Below are 17,356 nucleotides of genomic sequence, written 5' to 3'. Positions count from 1 at the left end.
AAAAGCTTCAGTCTTGCTTGTAGAGCAGCCAGCTCTTGCCTGCGCGCCCTGCCATGGCCGAATGCCTGGTAACGCGGTTGCGGCCACTGACTTTCGAGCGATAGAGCGCCCGATCCGCCTTGGTGTAGAGGTCCTCGGGGCCTTCGGCCTCGGACGCCATGCAGATACCCATCGATACCGTCACCGTGCCGTAATTCATGCCGGTCTGGCTGCTGGTGAACGGCGTCTGCTCGATCAGGGCGCGAATGCGTTCCGCGATCTCGTAGGTTGCCTCTTCGCTGGCGCCCTCGATGATCAGCGCGAACTCCTCGCCGCCGGTGCGGGCGACGAACATGTCGCCGCGAATGCTGGTCTGGAAAATCTCGGCGATGATCTGGATGATCTTGTCGCCGACAGGATGGCCGTAGCGGTCGTTGATGTCCTTGAACCGATCGATGTCGACGAGGATCAGGGCATTGAACAGGATACCCTTGTTGCTGTTGTAGATCCTGGTGATTTCCTTGTCGAAAGCGCGGCGGTTCCAGATCTTGGTCAACGGATCCGTGTCGGCCAGCCGCTTGTATTCCTCGAGCTTCGACTTGACGCTCTCGAGTTCTGCCGTCTTGTCGCTGAGCGTCGAGGCGATCTGCCGGCCGTGATCGATCGTCGAATTGGTCGCGATGGTCATTGCGTTGGCGATCTTTTGCAGAAGGTCCTGGGAGAGAAGGCTGCGGTTGCTCAGGCCGCTTGATGTCTCATCGAGGATCCTGCCGTATTTTTCGATGTGGCTGCGCTCGCTGCGCAGGAGCGACGCGACCTCCTCGAGTTCTCGGGCGATGACGTCTCTGGCATGCTCGACGATCCCGGGACCATGGTTATGGGCGAAGAAGGTGCGCCCGATCTGGTCGAGTTCGTCCTGCGTCGGCCGGTTGCTCAACGACACGACGGCGAGGCTGAGCTCGCGATTGGTGCCGCTCAAGGCCTCATAGAAAATCTCGTAGTTGCGTGGCAGGCCGAGTACGCCAAGCTGGCGCATGGTCGCGACAACGGTGGTTGCGATATCGGTGCTTCGTTCGGTCGAGGCTGCTGCCGGCTGCATGTCTGATTCACTCTTCCCCTCGGATCCCGACGCAGAATTCGCGGGTCCATTGATCGCCGACCTGGGGAGCGCTACCCAATGCTCCAGAACATCTTGCGAAGAGGCGCGGCCCCATCCGCACCCTTCGCTTGTGAGATCATAGTTGCATCGGCGCTAAAGTTTCCTTAATTCGCACGACTTCCACAGGTTTTCTCTACCTGTGGCTGTACGCGCGTAAAGTTTTGTATTGCCATCGCGGGACAGCACTCAGTTTGGTGGTCTTGAATTCGAAGTTCTGCGGTGTGCTGCCGCAAATGAAACTGAATTTCGAATTCGTCACGCCAATCGATGTCGTACTTGCTTGCGCGTAACCACCGCGAAGCTGGAATCCTGACGGTGATGCTGGACGAAGTTTCTTCGAGGAGTGCCGAAATGAGCGACAACCACCAGGGATCATGTCTGTGCGGAGCGGTCCGCTTCCGGACAAGTGGGACGCTGCGTGGCGTTGTCTACTGCCATTGTTCGCAATGTCGTAAACAGAGCGGGCATTTCTATGCCGCGACCAATGTCGCCGATACAGACATCGTGATCGAAGGCCCCGAAAGCATCACCTGGTATGAAGCGTCCGCTTTCGCCAGGCGCGGCTTCTGCAAGACATGCGGGTCGCTGTTGTTCTGGAAGGCAATGGATAAGGGCCATATTTCGGTCATGGCGGGATCGTTCGACAAGCCGACAGCGCTCAAGGGCGAATGTCATATCTTCGTCGGCGACAAGGGCGACTATTATTCGATAGACGACGGGCTGCCTCAGTTTGAAAAGTCGACACCATCCGTACCGGTCGCTGAATGAAATTTGGACGATCCGCCTTATTCCATTGATCGGGGCATTGCTTTATCCCGGGCCGGTGATTTCGAGAGGGGCCTGGGTATGCAGCGGCTGATCGATGCTTTTATCAATTCGGTGCGGGCATTTCGCAAGCTTGCGGTCAGCGAGAAGGCTTTCCAGCAGGAATTGATGCTGCTGGTGCTGGCCTTGCCGGCCGGATGGTTCATTTCAGTGTCGTGGCGCGGCTACGCGCTGCTGATCGGCGCGGTGCTCCTCTTGATCATGGTCGAAGTGCTGAACACCGGCATCGAGGCGGCGTGCGACGCAATTTCTCGTGAATTCCACATCGACATCCAGCTCGCCAAGGATTGCGGCTCGCTGGCGGTGCTGATTTCGGTAGTGATTGCTGGCGGCGTCTGGGGCATCGCTCTCATCGAACGCATAACGGGGGTGCCGATCTGAGACTTTGATCCCTATATGACAGTCACCAAAGGAGACCGTCATGGCAGAGCTCACGAATTCCTCGCTTCTCGAACGCTTGGGCCTGCCGGAAGACCTGCGCTGGCTGGCCGAAAAGTATCCGCGCGAGAACTGGCAGGCTCACGCCAATATTCACGGCATGGCCAATATGTGGCTGCAGCGGCACGACATGTTCCGCGAGCTCGGCGGCATGCTCACCGGCGGCATTGACGACTATCGCGAAGGCGCACTGGCGGCTCCCGATTTCGCGCGCTGGTTCGCACCGCGCCTCAACCATTTTCTCGGGCATCTCGACGGCCATCACAATGTCGAGGATTACCAGTATTTCCCGGCATTCACCAAGGCGGAGCCCCGTCTGAAACGTGGCTTCGACATTCTCGATGCCGATCACCACACGATCCACGAAGGACTGGAGCGCAACGCCGAGGCAGCGAATGCCTTCATCCGTACACTTCAGGAGAGTGAGGACAAGCAGCGCTTCGCCGCCGATGCTTATGCCGACGAAAACAGCCGACTGATCGCGATGCTGACCCGGCATCTCGCCGATGAGGAGGATCTGATCATCCCGCTCATTCTCGATCGGGGTGATCAGGGGCTCGGCATCGACTAGCCCGGTCAAAACTCCTTGGCGCGCTCCCGCTTGGCGATGTGGCGGGCGACAAGCCAGGCAAGCACGGCCACGGCAAGGCCGATGCCAAGCCCGACGAACAGCCGCTCGTGGCGCATCAGCGCCTGGCCAACCAATTCTTCGGCCCCCAACCCGAAGACATAACCGATCGTGCTGAACAGCACCGCCCAGATCACCGATGAGATGGCGTTGAGGATAACGAAGCGCGGCGCCGTTATGGTCGAAAGGCCGGCCGCCACGCCGCCGACCAGGCGCATGCCGTAGACGTAGCGGTTCGACAGCACGAAGATGTTGGGATGAGTGTCGAGCAGGCGGTAGGCGCGGCGAAAGCCGGGCCGCCGGCGCAGCCTGACGACATGGCGATTGTCGGCGAAACTCCTGCCGAGGGTGAAGAAGAAGGTGTCGCCGGCGAAGGCACCCAGCGCTGCCGCGACAAAGGCATGCCACAGTACGAAAACATGCTGGTGAGCGAAGAAGCCACCCAGGATCGCGGCACTTTCGCCTTCGGCCACGCAGCCGAGAAAAACCGCCAGCAACCCGTATTGTTCGATGAAATGGTGGATCGCGTCGGTCATGAAGCCGACTGCTGTGACAGTCTTTCGTCGATCCGCTTGACTACTTCCGCCAGCCGCACGATCTCGTCGCGCATGCCGATGATCTCGCTGTGGCGCAGTTCGTCCAGTTTCTCATGCAGCGCCATGATCTCGATCTCGGCCTTCAGATTGACCTCATAGTCATGGGCGGCATCGATGCGGTCGCGCTCGGTCTGGCGGTTCTGCGCCATCATGATCACCGGCGCCTGCAGGGCGGCGACCATCGACAGCACCAGGTTGAGGAAGATGAAGGGGTAGGGGTCGAACGCATCGCGCGACAACAGCCAGACATTGCCTGATGTCCACACGATCAGGAAGGCGACGAAGGTCAGGATGAACGACCAGGAGCCCCCGATGCGGGCTATCGTATCGGCAAGGCGGTCGCCAAAGGTCTGGTGGAAGGCCACGGCCTTGTTGGTGTCCCTGGTGATGGTGGTACGCTCGATGGTGCTTTGCAGCACCCGGCTCTCCAACTGGCTCAGCCCATCCGGCTTTCGCCTCAGCCAGCGGTTCGCCAGATCGTCGATCGTCTTGTTCATGGTCGTCTCCAAGCGCTTTGCTGCGCTAGAGGTAGAGGCTGCCGGCCCGGGCGGGAAGTGCTAGATTGAGGCGAAACGAGGGGGACCGATGGCCGACTTCAAGAAAATTCGTGCTCGCGCGGCAAATCGCAAGGGCGGTGAGGCGGAACTGACCTCCCTGTTGGGACCGATGCCCGACAATGCGGTGGTGGCCGACATCACCGATGACCGTATCCTCTCGACGATGGCCGAGCGCGTCTTCGCCGCCGGGTTCGTCTGGCGTGTCATCGAGCAAAAATGGCCTGGATTCGAAGAGGCGTTCCTGCGCTTCGAGCCCAAGCGGCTGTTGTTCCAGCCTGACGATTTCTGGCACGACCTGGCTTCGGATCAACGCATCGTGCGCAATCCGCAGAAGATCAAATCCGTTCGCGACAACGCCGCTTTCGTTGAACGCGTGTCCAGGGAACATGGCGGCTTCGGCAATTTTCTCGCCGAATGGCCCGCCGACGACCAGGTCGGGTTGATGGCTTATCTGGGCAAGCATGGCAGCCGGCTCGGCGGCAACACCGGCCAGTATTTCCTGCGCTGGCTGGGCTGGGATGCTTTCGTTATTTCGGCCGACATGGCGGCCGCACTTCGCGACGCGGGCCTCGACATCGCCGAAAATCCGACATCGAAGAAGGACCTCGACAAGGTCCAGATACAGATCAACCGATGGGCTGACGAGACAGGCCTGCCGCGCCGGCACATCTCGCGCATCCTGGCGATGTCGATCGGCGAAAACCACTCTCCGCAATCGTTGCGCGACTATATGGGCGACGATTGACGGTCTGAATTGGTCCAAACGAACGCCATTGCGAGGTGAATTCCGCCGCGCTAAGTCAGCAGCATGACCAAGAAGCTCGACATACTGCGTATCGCCATCGCCCAGCTCAATCCGACCGTCGGTGACGTCGCCGGCAACCTCGCCAAGGCACGCGAGGCGAGGGCGGATGCCGCCCGCCAGGGCGCCGATCTCGTGCTCTATACCGAGCTTTTCCTTGCTGGCTATCCGCCGGAGGATCTGGTGCTGAAGCCGGCCTTCCTCAGGGCATGCGAGCGCGCCGCCGAGGACTTTGCCGCCGATACCGCCGACGGCGGTCCGGGCGTCATCATCGGCACGCCGCTGAAGCGCAAGAGCGGCACGCATAATTCCATCGTCTTCGCCGATGGCGGCAAGATCATCGCCGAACGCTACAAGATCGACCTGCCGAATTACGGCGAGTTCGACGAGAAGCGCGTCTTCCAGGCAGGGCCTGAGATCCAGGGACCGGTCAACTTCCGCGGCGTGCGCATAGGCATACCGATCTGCGAGGACATCTGGGGCGAGGTCGGCATCTGCGAGACGCTGGCCGAAAGCGGCGCGGAAATCCTGCTGGTGCCTAACGGTTCGCCCTACTATCGCGCCAAGATCGACGTTCGCCACCAGGTCGTTATCAAGCAGGTCATCGAATGCGGATTGCCGATGATCTATGCCAACCAGCTCGGCGGCCAGGACGAGCTGATCTTCGACGGCGCCTCCTTCGCCATCGGGGCCGACAAGACGCTCGCCTTCCAGATGAGCCAGTTCGAGGACGCGGTCGACGTCACCATCTGGAAACGTACGGACAACGGCTGGGTCTGTTCGCAAGGACCGATGTCGAAAATCCCGGACAAGGAGGAGGCCGACTACCGCGCCTGCATGCTCGGCTTGCGCGACTACGTCAACAAGAACGGCTTCAAGAATGTCGTGCTTGGCCTGTCCGGCGGCATCGATTCGGCGATCTGTGCCGCCCTTGCGGTCGATGCGCTCGGCGAGGAGCGGCTGCGTGCCGTCATGATGCCTTATCGCTACACCTCGAAGGACTCACTCAAGGATGCAGAGGACTGCGCCCGTGCGCTCGGCTGCCGCTATGACATCGTGCCGATCTTCGAGCCGGTCGAAGGATTTTTGCACACGCTGACGCAGATGTTCGAAGGCACCAAGGAAGGCATCACCGAGGAGAATTTGCAGAGCCGTGCGCGCGGCACCATCCTGATGGCGATCTCCAACAAATTCGGCTCCATGGTGGTGACCACGGGCAACAAGAGCGAGATGTCGGTCGGCTACGCCACGCTCTATGGCGACATGAACGGCGGCTTCAATCCGATCAAGGACCTTTACAAGATGCAGGTCTATGCGCTGTCGCGCTGGCGCAACAGTCATGTGCCGCCGGGCGCGCTCGGACCTTCGGGCGAGGTGATCCCGAAGAACATCATCGACAAGGCGCCGTCGGCCGAATTGCGCTTGAACCAGACAGACCAGGATTCGCTGCCGCCCTATCCGGTGCTGGACGATATTCTGGAATGCCTGGTCGAGAACGAAATGGGTGTCGACGACATCGTCGCGCGTGGCCACGACCGGGCGACGGTGACGCGCATCGAACATCTGCTCTACATCGCCGAATACAAGCGCCGGCAGGCGGCACCGGGTGTGAAGATCACCAGGAAGAATTTTGGCCGCGACCGCCGCTATCCCATCACCAACCGTTTCAGGGATCGTGGATAGGCGTCTTTTCGCTTGCTGAGCGAGAGTGCGCGATGCTGCGAGTGCAAGCATGGCGACTGTCGCGGATCGATTTCCGAGCGACCTCCGACCTGTTGATGGCCTGCCGGGTGAAAACCATGCGGCCACGATAGGCACAGGTCCGACTGTTGCAAAATCGCCTCATCGGCTGGACCAGAAGTGCTTTTGGCCATGGCTTGCCTTGGCGAACGATTGAAGCGTCCGTATAACGGCGTCTCCGCGATTCCCTTCAGGGAGGACCGAATGCCCGGATTTGACATCGTTATGCGAGGCCGCGAGGCCTAGGTCTGCGCCGGTGTTCCGAAGTATCGGAACCAAACCGGACGCAGAAAAAGGCATTTGCCGCTGCCGGTCGCCGCCCAAGGGCAGGCGACCAACCTTAGCCGAACCTCCGCATTCAAGGGCCATTCGCCCGGCGCGGTTTTTCAATTTTCGACCTTACTGGGATCGGGCTCGTTTGCGCCCGAATGACATCATGGCTCGTTTCAAGATCGATTTGCGCGCCAGCGCCTTTCGCAGCGTTCTTGGGTTTACGCTCATCCATTGGCGGCGTCAGCCCTGGCGGCTCTCGCTGATCATGGGCGGTTTCCTGCTGTCGACGCTGGCCGACGTGCTGACACCGCTCTATTCCGGCCGGCTGGTCGACGCCGTCGCCAGCAGTGCCGGCGCGGACGCCATTGCCTGGAATGCAGCGATGACGGCATTCTTCATCCTGATGGCGCTGGCGCTCACTGGCGTCGTGCTGCGCAATCTTGCCTTCATGGGCATCGTCGAGTTGACACTCAAGATGATGGCCGACATCGCGGCCGACGCCTTCCATCGCGTCCAGCGCTTTTCGACCGATTGGCATGCCAACAGTTTTGCCGGCTCGACCGTGCGCAAGGTGACGCGCGGCATGTGGGCACTCGATCTGCTCAACGACACCATCCTGATCGCGCTGCTGCCGTCCGTTGTCATGCTCGCCGGCTCGACGCTGCTGCTTGGCTGGTTCTGGCCGCTGATGGGCGTAGTCGTCGCAGCCGGCTCGGTGCTGTTCATCATGGTGACGGCGATGCTGTCGCTCGGCTATGTCGCGCCGGCGGCAAGGCTCGCCAACACCTGGGACACGCGTCTCGGTGGTTCGCTGGCCGACGCGGTGAGCTGCAACGCCGTGGTCAAGGGCTTCGGCGCCGAGGAGCGCGAGGAGCGCCGCCTCGCCAGGGTGGTTGCCAAATGGCGCGCCCGCACACGGCGCACCTGGGTGCGCGGCACCATCAACGGCACCACGCAAGGGGCGCTGCTGCTGGTCATGCGCGCCGCGGTGATCGGCCTGGCGCTGATGCTGTGGTCGTGGGGGCAGGCGAGCGCCGGCGATGTCGCCTTTGTGCTGACCTCGTTCTTCGTGCTGCAAGGCTATTTGCGCGATATCGGCACGCATATCCGCAATTTGCAGCGTTCGATCAACGACATGGAGGAACTGGTCGATTTCCAGTCGGAGCCGCTCGGTATCGAAGATCGGCCCGGCGCCGGACCGATTGCCATCACGCAGGGTCACATTGCCTTCGACAACGTCACCTTCCACTATGGCAATCACCGGTCGCCGCTCTACCGCGACTTTTCGGTCGATATCGCGCCAGGCGAACGTGTCGGACTCGTCGGTCACTCGGGTTCGGGCAAGACGACATTCGTCAAGCTCATCCAGCGGCTCTATGACGTTAGCGCGGGAAAGATCGTGATCGATGGCCAGGATATCTCACAGGTCGCCCAGGCGTCGCTGCGCGGCCAAATCGCCATCGTCCAGCAGGAACCGATCCTGTTCCACCGTTCGCTGGCCGAAAACATCGCCTATAGCAGGCCAAGCGCCAGCCAGGAGGAGATCGAGCATGCCGCCAGGCTGGCGAGCGCGCACGACTTCATCGCCAACCTGCCGAAGGGCTATGGCACGCTGGTCGGCGAGCGCGGCGTGAAACTGTCGGGCGGCGAGCGCCAGCGCGTGGCGATCGCCCGCGCTTTCCTGGCCGATGCGCGCATCCTGATCCTGGACGAGGCGACGTCGAGCCTCGATTCGGAATCCGAGGTGCTGATCCAGCAGGCGATGGAACGGCTGATGGTCGGCCGCACGACGCTGGTCATCGCGCATCGGCTTTCGACGGTGAGGGCACTCGACAGGCTGCTGGTCTTCGATCGCGGCAAGATCGTCGAGGAAGGCTCGCATGACGAGTTGATCCGCCTGAAGGGCGGCATCTACCGCCGCCTGTTCGAGCGCCAGGCGCTGGAGCTGACCAAGGGCCTCGTCGATTGACCTGAGATGGCCTCCGGCTTTGGCCGGAGGCCATCCGGAGTGCCTATCACTTGGCGTATGCTGGCTGAGCGAACCCGCCAGTGAAGCCCTTTTCCAGACATCGATTTGCGACGTCTGTTTACGTTACCGACCGAAATTCGTTTCTCTACTTTTGGTTGTTGTATACCAAAGAAGCAATCTAAGCGGTCTCACAATGCGTCTTGATTCCGAAACTACCGGTGTGGAAAAGGTGGCTGCGCCATCGGTGCTGGAATCCCAGCACGGCTCGGTTCGGCCGCTTGCCGCCGAAGATCTCGAACGCGTCGCCGCACTCTTCCTGACGAAGTTTCGCGGGCGTCGGCGTCACCGCCTCGATCGCGCGATCGCGGAAACGGCGGAGTATATGGGGAAGATCTATCTTGACCCTGCCGGCCAGTCCGGTGAGAGCAACGCTCTTGTCCAGATCAACCCGCAGGGCGATCTAGGTGGGTTCCTTGGCGTCCTGAAAGCCCGTTACGAGCTCAACGGAGCGGCATTGAATGCGGCGATCATCGGTCCGTTCATGGCCGACCCCGGCGCCGATCACGGATCGGCCGGACCGCAATTGCTGCGTGCCTTGCATCAAGGCGAATTCGATCTGCAGCTGACCGATTCGGCCAACCGGGTGTCTCTGGCCTTCGCGCGTCCGATGAAATACCAGCTCCTGCCGGTCCATTGTCTGGGATGGACCTATGTTTTCCGGCCGGCCGCGATGGCCGCCGCCGCATTGCACCGCAAATGGCCCCGCCTGCCTCGCCTGGCACTCGATCCCTGCGCGAGAGCATTCGACGTTCTCGCGAAACGAAGGTTCGAACCGCCCGTCCAGCATTCATCGTCGCAACGGGTCCATGCCGAGCCGATCAATGCCGCGCAATTTGCCGAGCGGCTGCCGACCCTCTTGTCCGATTACGCCCTTCGCCCGAGTTGGAGGGATGGCGAACTGCCCCGGCTGCTCTCACTGGCGACTGAGAAGCGGGCCAACGGCCCCCTTCATTTCGGCGGGACTTACGACGCGACAGGCAAAATGCTCGGTTGTTACGCCTTCTACGGTCGACCCGGCGACATGGCGATCCTGTTGCAAATCCAGGCTTCCGGACACCACTGGGGCGCGACGCTGGATGGCCTTGTCGCGGCTGCGCGGGATATGGGCTGCGTGGGCATCACCGGGCAGACCCAGAGCAGGTTCATGCCTCACCTCTTCGGCTACAGGAATCTCTTCTTCCGTTATGCCGGGGGGACGATGGTCCGCTCGCGAATCCCCGATATCACGGAAGCGGTCCGCTCCGGCGACATCGCTATCGGCGGGTTGATGGGCGACCGCTGGACCCGCCTCAGTTCCGATGACTTCGGCCGCTGATCGTCTTCCACGACCTCTTCGTCGACTCCGCCGGTTGGCTGCACCTCTTATGGCGGTGCCGCCAGGCTGGTGGCCGCCATCCGCCGCTTGAGGCGTGCCCGGCCCGGTCTTTTCATTCCAGCCGCCATGTTCTATGTCTGCGGCACGGCGCGGGGGCGCATCTTGTCAATCACAAAGGCATCCGGTACGCCCCGCTCATGACAGTTACCGTTCGTTTCGCCCCGTCACCGACCGGCCGCATCCATATCGGCAATGCGCGCACCGCTCTGTTCAACTGGCTGTTTGCCCTCAACAACAAGGGCCGCTTCATCCAGCGCTTCGACGACACCGACATCGCCCGCTCGAAGCAGGAATTCGCCGACGCCATCCTTTACGACCTGCATTGGCTTGGCATCTTTCCGGATGTCACCGATTATCAGTCGCGGCGCTTCGAAGTCTATGACGCCGCGGTCGAGCGGCTGAAGGCGGCGGGTGTTCTCTACGCCTGCTACGAAACGCCGGAAGAACTCGACCTCAGGCGCAAGGTGCGCCGCACGCGAGGCCTGCCGCCGGTCTATGGCCGCGAGGCATTGGCGCTGACGACAGAGCAGGTGGCCGAATATCAGGCCGACGGGCGCCGGCCCCATTGGCGTTTCCTGCTGCCCAATTTCTCCAGCGATCCGCGGCAGCCGGAGCGCACCGAGATCCACTGGGACGATCTGGTGCGTGGCGAGGAGACGGTGGATCTGGCTTCGCTGTCCGATCCGGTGCTGGTGCGTGAGGACGGCACCTATCTCTACACGCTGCCCTCCGTTGTCGACGACATCGAGATGGGCGTCAGCCACGTCATCCGCGGCGACGATCATGTCACGAACACCGGCGTGCAGATCGCCCTGTTCAAGGCGCTGGGTGCCGAGCCGCCGGTCTTCGGCCACCACAATCTCCTGACCACCGTCTCGGGCGAGGGGCTGTCGAAGCGCACCGGCGCACTTTCCATCGAGAGCCTGCGCGAAGACGGCATCGAGCCGATGGCCGTCGCTTCGCTGGCCGTGCTGGTCGGCACGTCGGAGAATGTCGCGGCCGCACACGACCTTACCCAACTTGCCGGCCATTTCGACCCGGCCGCGACCTCGAAATCGTCGTCCAAGTTCGATCCGGCCGAACTGTTCGTGCTCAACCGGGTGCTGCTGCAGCGTATGCCGTTCGACGAGGCGCGGGACCGGCTGATGGTGCTGGGTATTTCAGGCGAACACGCCGAACCGTTCTGGCTGGCGGTGCGCGGCAATATCGACCGGTTGGCCGATGCGGTTGCCTGGTGGCGTGTCCTGCGCGAAGGGCCGCAGGAGAAGCCCGAGTTTTCCGATGACGACCGCGATTTTCTGCATCAGGCACTCGATCTCCTGCCTGAGGAACCGTGGAACGGGACGGTCTGGAAGGATTGGACCGGCAAGATCAGGGAAGCGACCGGCCGCAAGGGCAAGGCGCTGTTCATGCCGCTCAGGCTTGCCCTTACTGGACTGCCTTCGGGGCCGGAGCTTGCAGATCTATTGCCGCTGATGGGTCGGGAAGGAACGATGGCCCGACGACCCTGACCTTGCGCTGTTCCGGAGGCAGGGCCGAAACCGGCGATGCCACCGGCTTGGCCGAAAGGCGCTTGATGGCTTCACGGTCGAGTCCGCCGTCTCTATTGGCCAGGGTCTCGGGGTCGGCACCCGGATCAGGCTTCGAGGCCGGAATAGTCGGCGCCGCATCCGGTTCGGGCTGTGATTGTTGCTGACTTGGCGGGTTGCCGCCAATGATCTGGAAATTCTGCGCGGCATTGCAGCCGCAAGCGGGCGGCCGCGACATGTTGGGCTGTTTGTAGAGATAGGCGGTTGGCAATTCGCCATAGGGCCTGCCGGTGACCGATGACGTCATCGATGCCGAATCGTCGTCCATGCCGCGCGAATAGAAAACCTGCATCTCGGTGCCGGGGCAGGCCGATTCGCAATTCTTCTGGTCGCGCTCGAAATCACCGGCCGAGGCGGCGTTCGACATGGGGAAGAAATAGCCATCGCAGGTGCGCACGCAGCTGGTGTGGAATTCGCCGCCGCTGCTCGCAACGTCCGGAATGCCGGGCTGGTTGAGGACGCGGCTGACGTCGCGTTCCTCGCCGGAATCGTCAGGTTGGTCCAACGTATCGATCTGCCGGTTGCCGCCGCCGAAAAGCTGATCGAAGAGGTTGGCATTGGCCCCATCTTCACGATTGGCTTCCTGCGGAGGCGCGCGGCGGGGTGCCACCGCATCGTCACGGCAGTCATTGGCATCGAGCGCCGCCAGGATACGGCCCCGGTCGCGGCGTGAACCGCCGCCGCCGGCGAGTTGGGCACGCTTGGCCTGCAGACTATCGAGATTGGCGTTCATGCGCTCGATGGTGGCGTTCAGCCCGGCACACTGGTTGATGTTGCGCGAAAACAGCGAGAACCCACAGCCGGCACTGCTCGCCTGGCCGCGAGCCTTCGAGATCTGTTCGCGCTGCCTTTCGATCGCGGCGTCGTATTTCCGGACCAGTGCCGGGCCGCCGCCACCGCCGCGTGAGGCCGCGGCGAGGTCGGCCTCCAGTTGACGGCAGATCCGTGAAGCGGCCTGCGGCTCGCCGACCGCTGCGCCGGACAGCAGAAGGCCAAGCAGCACGGCAGCATGCGCCTGCTTCAAACCTCCGCTTGCCATCCGCCTCGATCCCGCTTGCCTCTGGTCGCCAAGGCTAACCCGTTCGCGGTTAATCGTCCATTTCGGAAGTCAGTCCAGATTGGCGATCGCCTGCGCCTTGTGCGCGGCTTCGACCACCGCCAGCGCCGTCATGTTGACGACGCCGCGCGAGGTCACCGAGGGCGTCAATATGTGCGCCGGCTTGTCGGTGCCGAGAAGGATGGGGCCGACATGCAGGGCATCCATCATGGCCCGCAGCGCCGTCAGCGTGATGTTGGCCGAATCGAGGTTCGGGAACACCAGGAGATTGGCTTCGCCCTTCAGACGCGAATGCGGATAGACGCGCTGGCGCAGATGCTCCGACAAAGCGGAATCGGCATGCATTTCGCCGTCGCACTGCAGCTCCGGCGCGATGCGCGCCAGAATGGCCGCGGCCTGACGCATCTTCAGCGCGCTCGGCGAATCACGCGAGCCGAAATCCGAATGCGACAGCAGTGCCGCCTTCGGCTCGATGCCGAAACGCTGGATTTCTTCCGCCGCCAGCACGGTCATCTCGGCGATTTCGTCGGCCGTGGGGTCGACGGAGACGTGAGTGTCGGTGAGGAAGATGATGCCGCGCTGCGAGATCAGCATGGAAAGGGTCGACAGGTCCCGGTCCTTGATGCCGGTGCGCGGCCCAATGATCAGCGTCACGTTTCGCAGATGCCGCTCGAAACGGCCTTCGAGGCCACAGACCATGGCGTCGGCGTCGCCGCGCTTCAGCGCCAACGCCGCGATCACCGTGTTGTCGGTGCGCACCATGGTACGCGCGGCCTCTGTCGTCACGCCGCGGCGGCCGGCGAGTTCGATCAGGAGGTCGACATAGTGGCGGTAGCGCGGATCGTCCTCCGGGTTGATCAGGCCGAAATCGACACCGGGCTTGATGCGCAGGCCATAACGCTTCAGCCTGACCTCGATGACGTGCGGGCGGCCGATCAGGATCGGCTCGGCGATACCTTCCTCAAGCACAACCTGGGCGGCACGCAGGACACGCTCGTCCTCGCCGTCGGCGTAGATGACGCGTTTGGCGCTCGAGGACTTGGCGGAGGAGAACACCGGCTTCATCACCAGACCGGAGCGGAAGACGAAGCGATTGAGCTTGTCGATATAGGCGGCGAAGTCCGTGATCGGCCGTGTCGCCACACCGGTGTCGCAGGCTGCCTTGGCGACGGCCGGCGCGATGCGCAGGATGAGGCGCGGGTCGAAGGGCGAGGGGATCAGGAATTCGGGTCCGAAGATCGGCGTTTCGCCCGAATAGGCGCGCGCGGCGACATCGGAAGGTTCTTCCCGGGCAAGGGCGGCGATCGCCCGCACCGCCGCCATCTTCATCTCCTCATTGATGGCACTGGCGCCGCAGTCGAGCGCTCCCCTAAAGATATAGGGGAAGCAAAGCACGTTGTTGACCTGATTGGGAAAATCGGACCGGCCCGTGCAGATCATGGCGTCCGGACGCGCCGCGCGCGCCACTTCCGGCATGATCTCCGGATTGGGATTGGCAAGCGCCAGGATCAACGGCTTCGGCGCCATGTGTTGCAGCAGCTCCGGCTTCAGCACACCGGCGGCCGAGAGGCCGAGAAAGACATCGGCGCCCGCTATGACGTCGGCGAGCGTGCGCGCCTCTGTGTCTTTTACATAAGGGTCTTTCCAGCGGTCCATCTCGTCGACACGACCCTTGTAGGCGACGCCGAAACGGTCGGTGACCCAGATGTTCTCGACGCGCACGCCGAGCGAAACGAGCAGATTGAGGCAGGCAAGGGCGGCAGCACCTGCGCCGGAAGTGACGACCTTGATGTCCGAAATGGTCTTGCCGGCGAATTCCAGCCCATTGAGCACGGCGGCGGCGACGATGATGGCGGTGCCGTGCTGGTCGTCATGGAACACCGGTATGCCCATGCGAGCTTTCAGGCGTTCTTCGACTTCAAAACACTCCGGCGCCTTGATGTCCTCGAGGTTGATGCCACCAAAAGTCGGTTCCAGCGCGGCGACGGTTTCGACCATGCGCTCGATTTCCGGCGCATCGATCTCGATGTCGAAGACGTCGATGCCGGCGAACTTCTTGAACAGGACCGCCTTGCCCTCCATCACCGGCTTGGAGGCCAGCGGCCCGATATTGCCGAGGCCGAGCACGGCCGAGCCGTTCGACACGACGCCGACCAGGTTGGCGCGCGCCGTGTAGTCGGCGGCAGTCGCCGGATCGTCGCGAATCTCCAGGCAAGGGGCGGCGACGCCGGGCGAATAAGCGAGCGCCAGGTCGCGCTGGTTGCCGAGTGGCTTGGTGGCCTGGATCTCGAGCTTTCCCGGCGTCGGGTGCTTATGGAAGTAGAGGGCGGCTTCGTCGAGGTCCGAACGTGCCGTTTTCTTGTTCTCGCCTTCCATGCGGCCGCTCCTCCAAACCTGCTTCGAAAGTCCTTTTAGCATGAGGCCAAGATTTTTCGCGACGCTAATTGACGCGCCGGCAGCTTTAAATGCCGGCGCGTCAAAATCCAATATTTCTCAGTTGGTTACGGTGGTTTCATGCGAAATCAGGTTGCCCTGCTTCGCGGGTCAAAAGGCGCTGACGTAGAGACCGCCGTCGACGGGTATGTTCTGCCCGGTCAGATAGCCGGCGTGGACGGAGCACAGGAAGGCGCAGATCTGGCCGAATTCCTCCGGAGTGCCGAGCCGCTTGGCCGGTACGTCGGCACTGATGCGGGTCTTGCGCGCCGCGGCTGCCTTGGGATCCTCTGGCGTGCCGGCCTCATGCGGGCCGCGCAGCCGGTCGGTATCGAGCTTGCCCGGCAGCAGGCTGTTGATAGTCACGTTGCGCTCGATCACCGTGCGCGCCACGCCGGCGAGGAACGACGTCAGGCCGGCGCGCGCACCAGATGACAGGTCAAGGCCGGGGATGGGGACATAGACCGACAGCGAGGTGATGTTGACGATGCGCCCGAAGCCGCGCGCCGCCATGCCGTCGATGACCGCCTGCACCAGTTCGATCGGTGTCACCATGTTCTGGGTAACGCCTTCGAGGATCTTTCCACGATCGAGTTCGCGGAAATCGCGCAACGGCGGCCCGCCATTGTTGTTGACGAGGATGTCGGGTTCCGGACAGGCGGCGAGCAACGCTTTCTGTACCTCCGGCTTCGAAACGTCGCCGACGACCTCCGTCACCGTCACGCCATGGCGCTGGCGCAGCTCCGCGGCGGTTTTGGCGACCAGCTCCGCATTGCGCCCGTTGACGACGATGTCGCAGCCTGCCTCGGCCAGCGCCATGGCGCAGCCACGACCAAGCCCCTTGCTCGAAGCGCAGACGATGGCCTTCTTTCCGCGGATACCGAGATCCATGATGATTTTCTCCTTGATTTGCCCGGCAGGCTAGCGCCAGCGCTGGACCAATCGCAACCGTCATACGGTTGTTGCATGAATCGGGGCATAGGCTGCTCGAAAGCAAGGGTGATCCGCGATGCCAGGCCAAGAGCCCCGCACTTTCCGCAGCATGTTCATTTCCGACGTCCATCTCGGATCGAAGGCGGCGAAGGCCGATTTCCTGATCGATTTCCTTCGCTACCACGATGCCGACATCATCTATCTGGTCGGCGATATCGTCGACGGCTGGCGCCTGAGGCGCAGCTGGCACTGGCCGCAAAGCCACAATGACGTCGTGCAGAAACTGCTGCGCAAGGCGCGCAAGGGCGCCTCGATCACCTATATCGCCGGCAATCACGACGAATTCGCCCGCCAGTTCCAGGGCGTGCATTTCGGCGGCATCGTCGTTGCCGACCGCGCCATCCACGAAACCGCCGATGGCCGGCGACTGCTGGTCATCCATGGCGACCAGTTCGATACCGTCGTCCACAACCAGCGTTGGCTCGCCTATCTCGGCGACCATGCCTATGACGCCGCCATGCAGGTCAACCGGGTGATCACGCGGCTGCGCCAACTGCTCGGCCTGCCTTACTGGTCGTTTTCGTCCTGGGCCAAGGTCAAGGTCAAGAAGGCGGTGAACTTCATCGGCTCGTTCCAGACGGTGCTCAGCGAGGAAGCGCGACGCTCGCATGTCGACGGCGTCATCTGCGGGCACATCCACCATGCCGCCATCGAAAGCTATGGCGACGTGCAGTATATCAACACCGGTGACTGGGTGGAGAGTTGCACCGCCGTGGTCGAGCATTTCGACGGCCGCATGGAAATCCTGACCTGGGCGCATATCCTGCCTGAAGCGCCTGACGAACCCTTCATCCCGATGCTCATCGAGGACAGGGTGGTGCAGGCCGCCTGAGGCGGAAGCCGGCCCTGCGCTTTCTGGTGTTAATCGGCTGGTCCAGCCGGT

Annotated in this window: 15 protein-coding genes; 9 read left to right on the top strand and 6 right to left on the bottom strand. The window is 62.4% G+C overall.

Going from position 1 to position 17,356, the window contains the following annotated elements:
- Positions 1–7 precede the first annotated feature (7 nt).
- Positions 8–1,078 carry a GGDEF domain-containing protein gene (locus O7A70_RS11390; RefSeq protein WP_337140462.1) on the bottom strand — a complete coding sequence of 357 codons (1,071 nt, stop codon included), beginning with the start codon at positions 1,076–1,078 and terminating at the stop codon, positions 8–10.
- A 411-nt stretch (positions 1,079–1,489) separates the two neighbouring features.
- On the opposite strand from O7A70_RS11390, the gene O7A70_RS11385 reads away from it, so the two are divergent.
- From O7A70_RS11385 to O7A70_RS11375, 3 genes are all read left to right on the top strand, one after another.
- Positions 1,490–1,906 carry a GFA family protein gene (locus O7A70_RS11385; RefSeq protein ID WP_337140461.1) on the top strand — a complete coding sequence of 139 codons (417 nt, stop codon included), beginning with the start codon at positions 1,490–1,492 and terminating at the stop codon, positions 1,904–1,906.
- Positions 1,907–1,984: 78 nt separating this feature from the next.
- Positions 1,985–2,344: a diacylglycerol kinase gene (locus tag O7A70_RS11380; RefSeq protein WP_149904914.1), complete on the top strand. Its 360-nt coding sequence runs from the start codon at positions 1,985–1,987 to the stop codon at positions 2,342–2,344.
- A 40-nt stretch (positions 2,345–2,384) separates the two neighbouring features.
- Positions 2,385–2,972: a hemerythrin domain-containing protein gene (locus tag O7A70_RS11375; protein WP_337140459.1), complete on the top strand. Its 588-nt coding sequence runs from the start codon at positions 2,385–2,387 to the stop codon at positions 2,970–2,972.
- Between the two features lie 5 nt (positions 2,973–2,977).
- Here the strand turns inward: O7A70_RS11375 and O7A70_RS11370 are convergent, their stop codons facing one another.
- Both O7A70_RS11370 and O7A70_RS11365 read right to left on the bottom strand, forming a co-directional pair.
- On the bottom strand, positions 2,978–3,565 hold the full coding sequence (locus tag O7A70_RS11370; protein WP_337140458.1) for a DedA family protein: 588 nt from the start codon (positions 3,563–3,565) through the stop codon (positions 2,978–2,980).
- Positions 3,562–4,122, bottom strand: a complete 561-nt coding sequence (locus O7A70_RS11365; protein WP_337140457.1) for a DUF1003 domain-containing protein — start codon at positions 4,120–4,122, stop codon at positions 3,562–3,564. Before O7A70_RS11365 ends, O7A70_RS11370 begins: the two co-directional genes overlap by 4 nt.
- An 88-nt stretch (positions 4,123–4,210) precedes the next feature.
- Between O7A70_RS11365 and O7A70_RS11360 the strand changes: the two genes are divergently transcribed.
- The 5 genes from O7A70_RS11360 (at position 4,211) to O7A70_RS11340 (ending at position 11,912) form a co-directional block, all read left to right on the top strand.
- A complete protein-coding gene (locus tag O7A70_RS11360) occupies positions 4,211–4,927 on the top strand; it encodes a DNA-3-methyladenine glycosylase I (RefSeq protein ID WP_337140456.1) in 717 nt (238 codons plus the stop codon).
- A gap of 63 nt (positions 4,928–4,990) precedes the next feature.
- Positions 4,991–6,667 carry an NAD+ synthase gene (locus tag O7A70_RS11355; RefSeq protein ID WP_337140455.1) on the top strand — a complete coding sequence of 559 codons (1,677 nt, stop codon included), beginning with the start codon at positions 4,991–4,993 and terminating at the stop codon, positions 6,665–6,667.
- A gap of 493 nt (positions 6,668–7,160) precedes the next feature.
- Entirely contained in the window at positions 7,161–8,966 is a 1,806-nt protein-coding gene (locus O7A70_RS11350; RefSeq protein WP_337140454.1) for an ABC transporter ATP-binding protein, read from the top strand.
- A gap of 193 nt (positions 8,967–9,159) precedes the next feature.
- Positions 9,160–10,341, top strand: a complete 1,182-nt coding sequence (locus O7A70_RS11345; protein WP_337140453.1) for a hypothetical protein — start codon at positions 9,160–9,162, stop codon at positions 10,339–10,341.
- 197 nt (positions 10,342–10,538) lie between these two features.
- Entirely contained in the window at positions 10,539–11,912 is a 1,374-nt protein-coding gene (locus O7A70_RS11340; RefSeq protein WP_337140452.1) for a glutamate--tRNA ligase, read from the top strand.
- Here the strand turns inward: O7A70_RS11340 and O7A70_RS11335 are convergent.
- From O7A70_RS11335 to O7A70_RS11325, 3 genes are all read right to left on the bottom strand, one after another.
- Positions 11,830–13,029 carry a DUF2865 domain-containing protein gene (locus tag O7A70_RS11335; RefSeq protein WP_337140451.1) on the bottom strand — a complete coding sequence of 400 codons (1,200 nt, stop codon included), beginning with the start codon at positions 13,027–13,029 and terminating at the stop codon, positions 11,830–11,832. The genes O7A70_RS11340 and O7A70_RS11335 overlap by 83 nt on opposite strands.
- 69 nt (positions 13,030–13,098) lie before the next feature.
- Positions 13,099–15,423 carry an NADP-dependent malic enzyme gene (locus tag O7A70_RS11330; RefSeq protein WP_337140450.1) on the bottom strand — a complete coding sequence of 775 codons (2,325 nt, stop codon included), beginning with the start codon at positions 15,421–15,423 and terminating at the stop codon, positions 13,099–13,101.
- Positions 15,424–15,591: 168 nt separating this feature from the next.
- A complete protein-coding gene (locus O7A70_RS11325) occupies positions 15,592–16,371 on the bottom strand; it encodes an SDR family oxidoreductase (protein ID WP_027146364.1) in 780 nt (259 codons plus the stop codon).
- A 151-nt stretch (positions 16,372–16,522) separates the two neighbouring features.
- Here O7A70_RS11325 and O7A70_RS11320 point away from each other — a divergent pair, with 151 nt between their 5' ends.
- Positions 16,523–17,305 (top strand): UDP-2,3-diacylglucosamine diphosphatase, encoded by a 783-nt coding sequence (locus O7A70_RS11320; RefSeq protein WP_032936358.1) that lies wholly within the window; start codon positions 16,523–16,525, stop codon positions 17,303–17,305.
- The last annotated feature ends 51 nt before the right edge of the window (positions 17,306–17,356 follow it).

It is taken from the genome of Mesorhizobium sp. Cs1299R1N1 (assembly GCF_037179655.1).
Lineage (GTDB): Bacteria > Pseudomonadota > Alphaproteobacteria > Rhizobiales > Rhizobiaceae > Mesorhizobium > Mesorhizobium salmacidum.
Note: the sequence above shows the minus strand (reverse complement) of the source record. Positions and strands in the feature narration are given on the sequence as shown.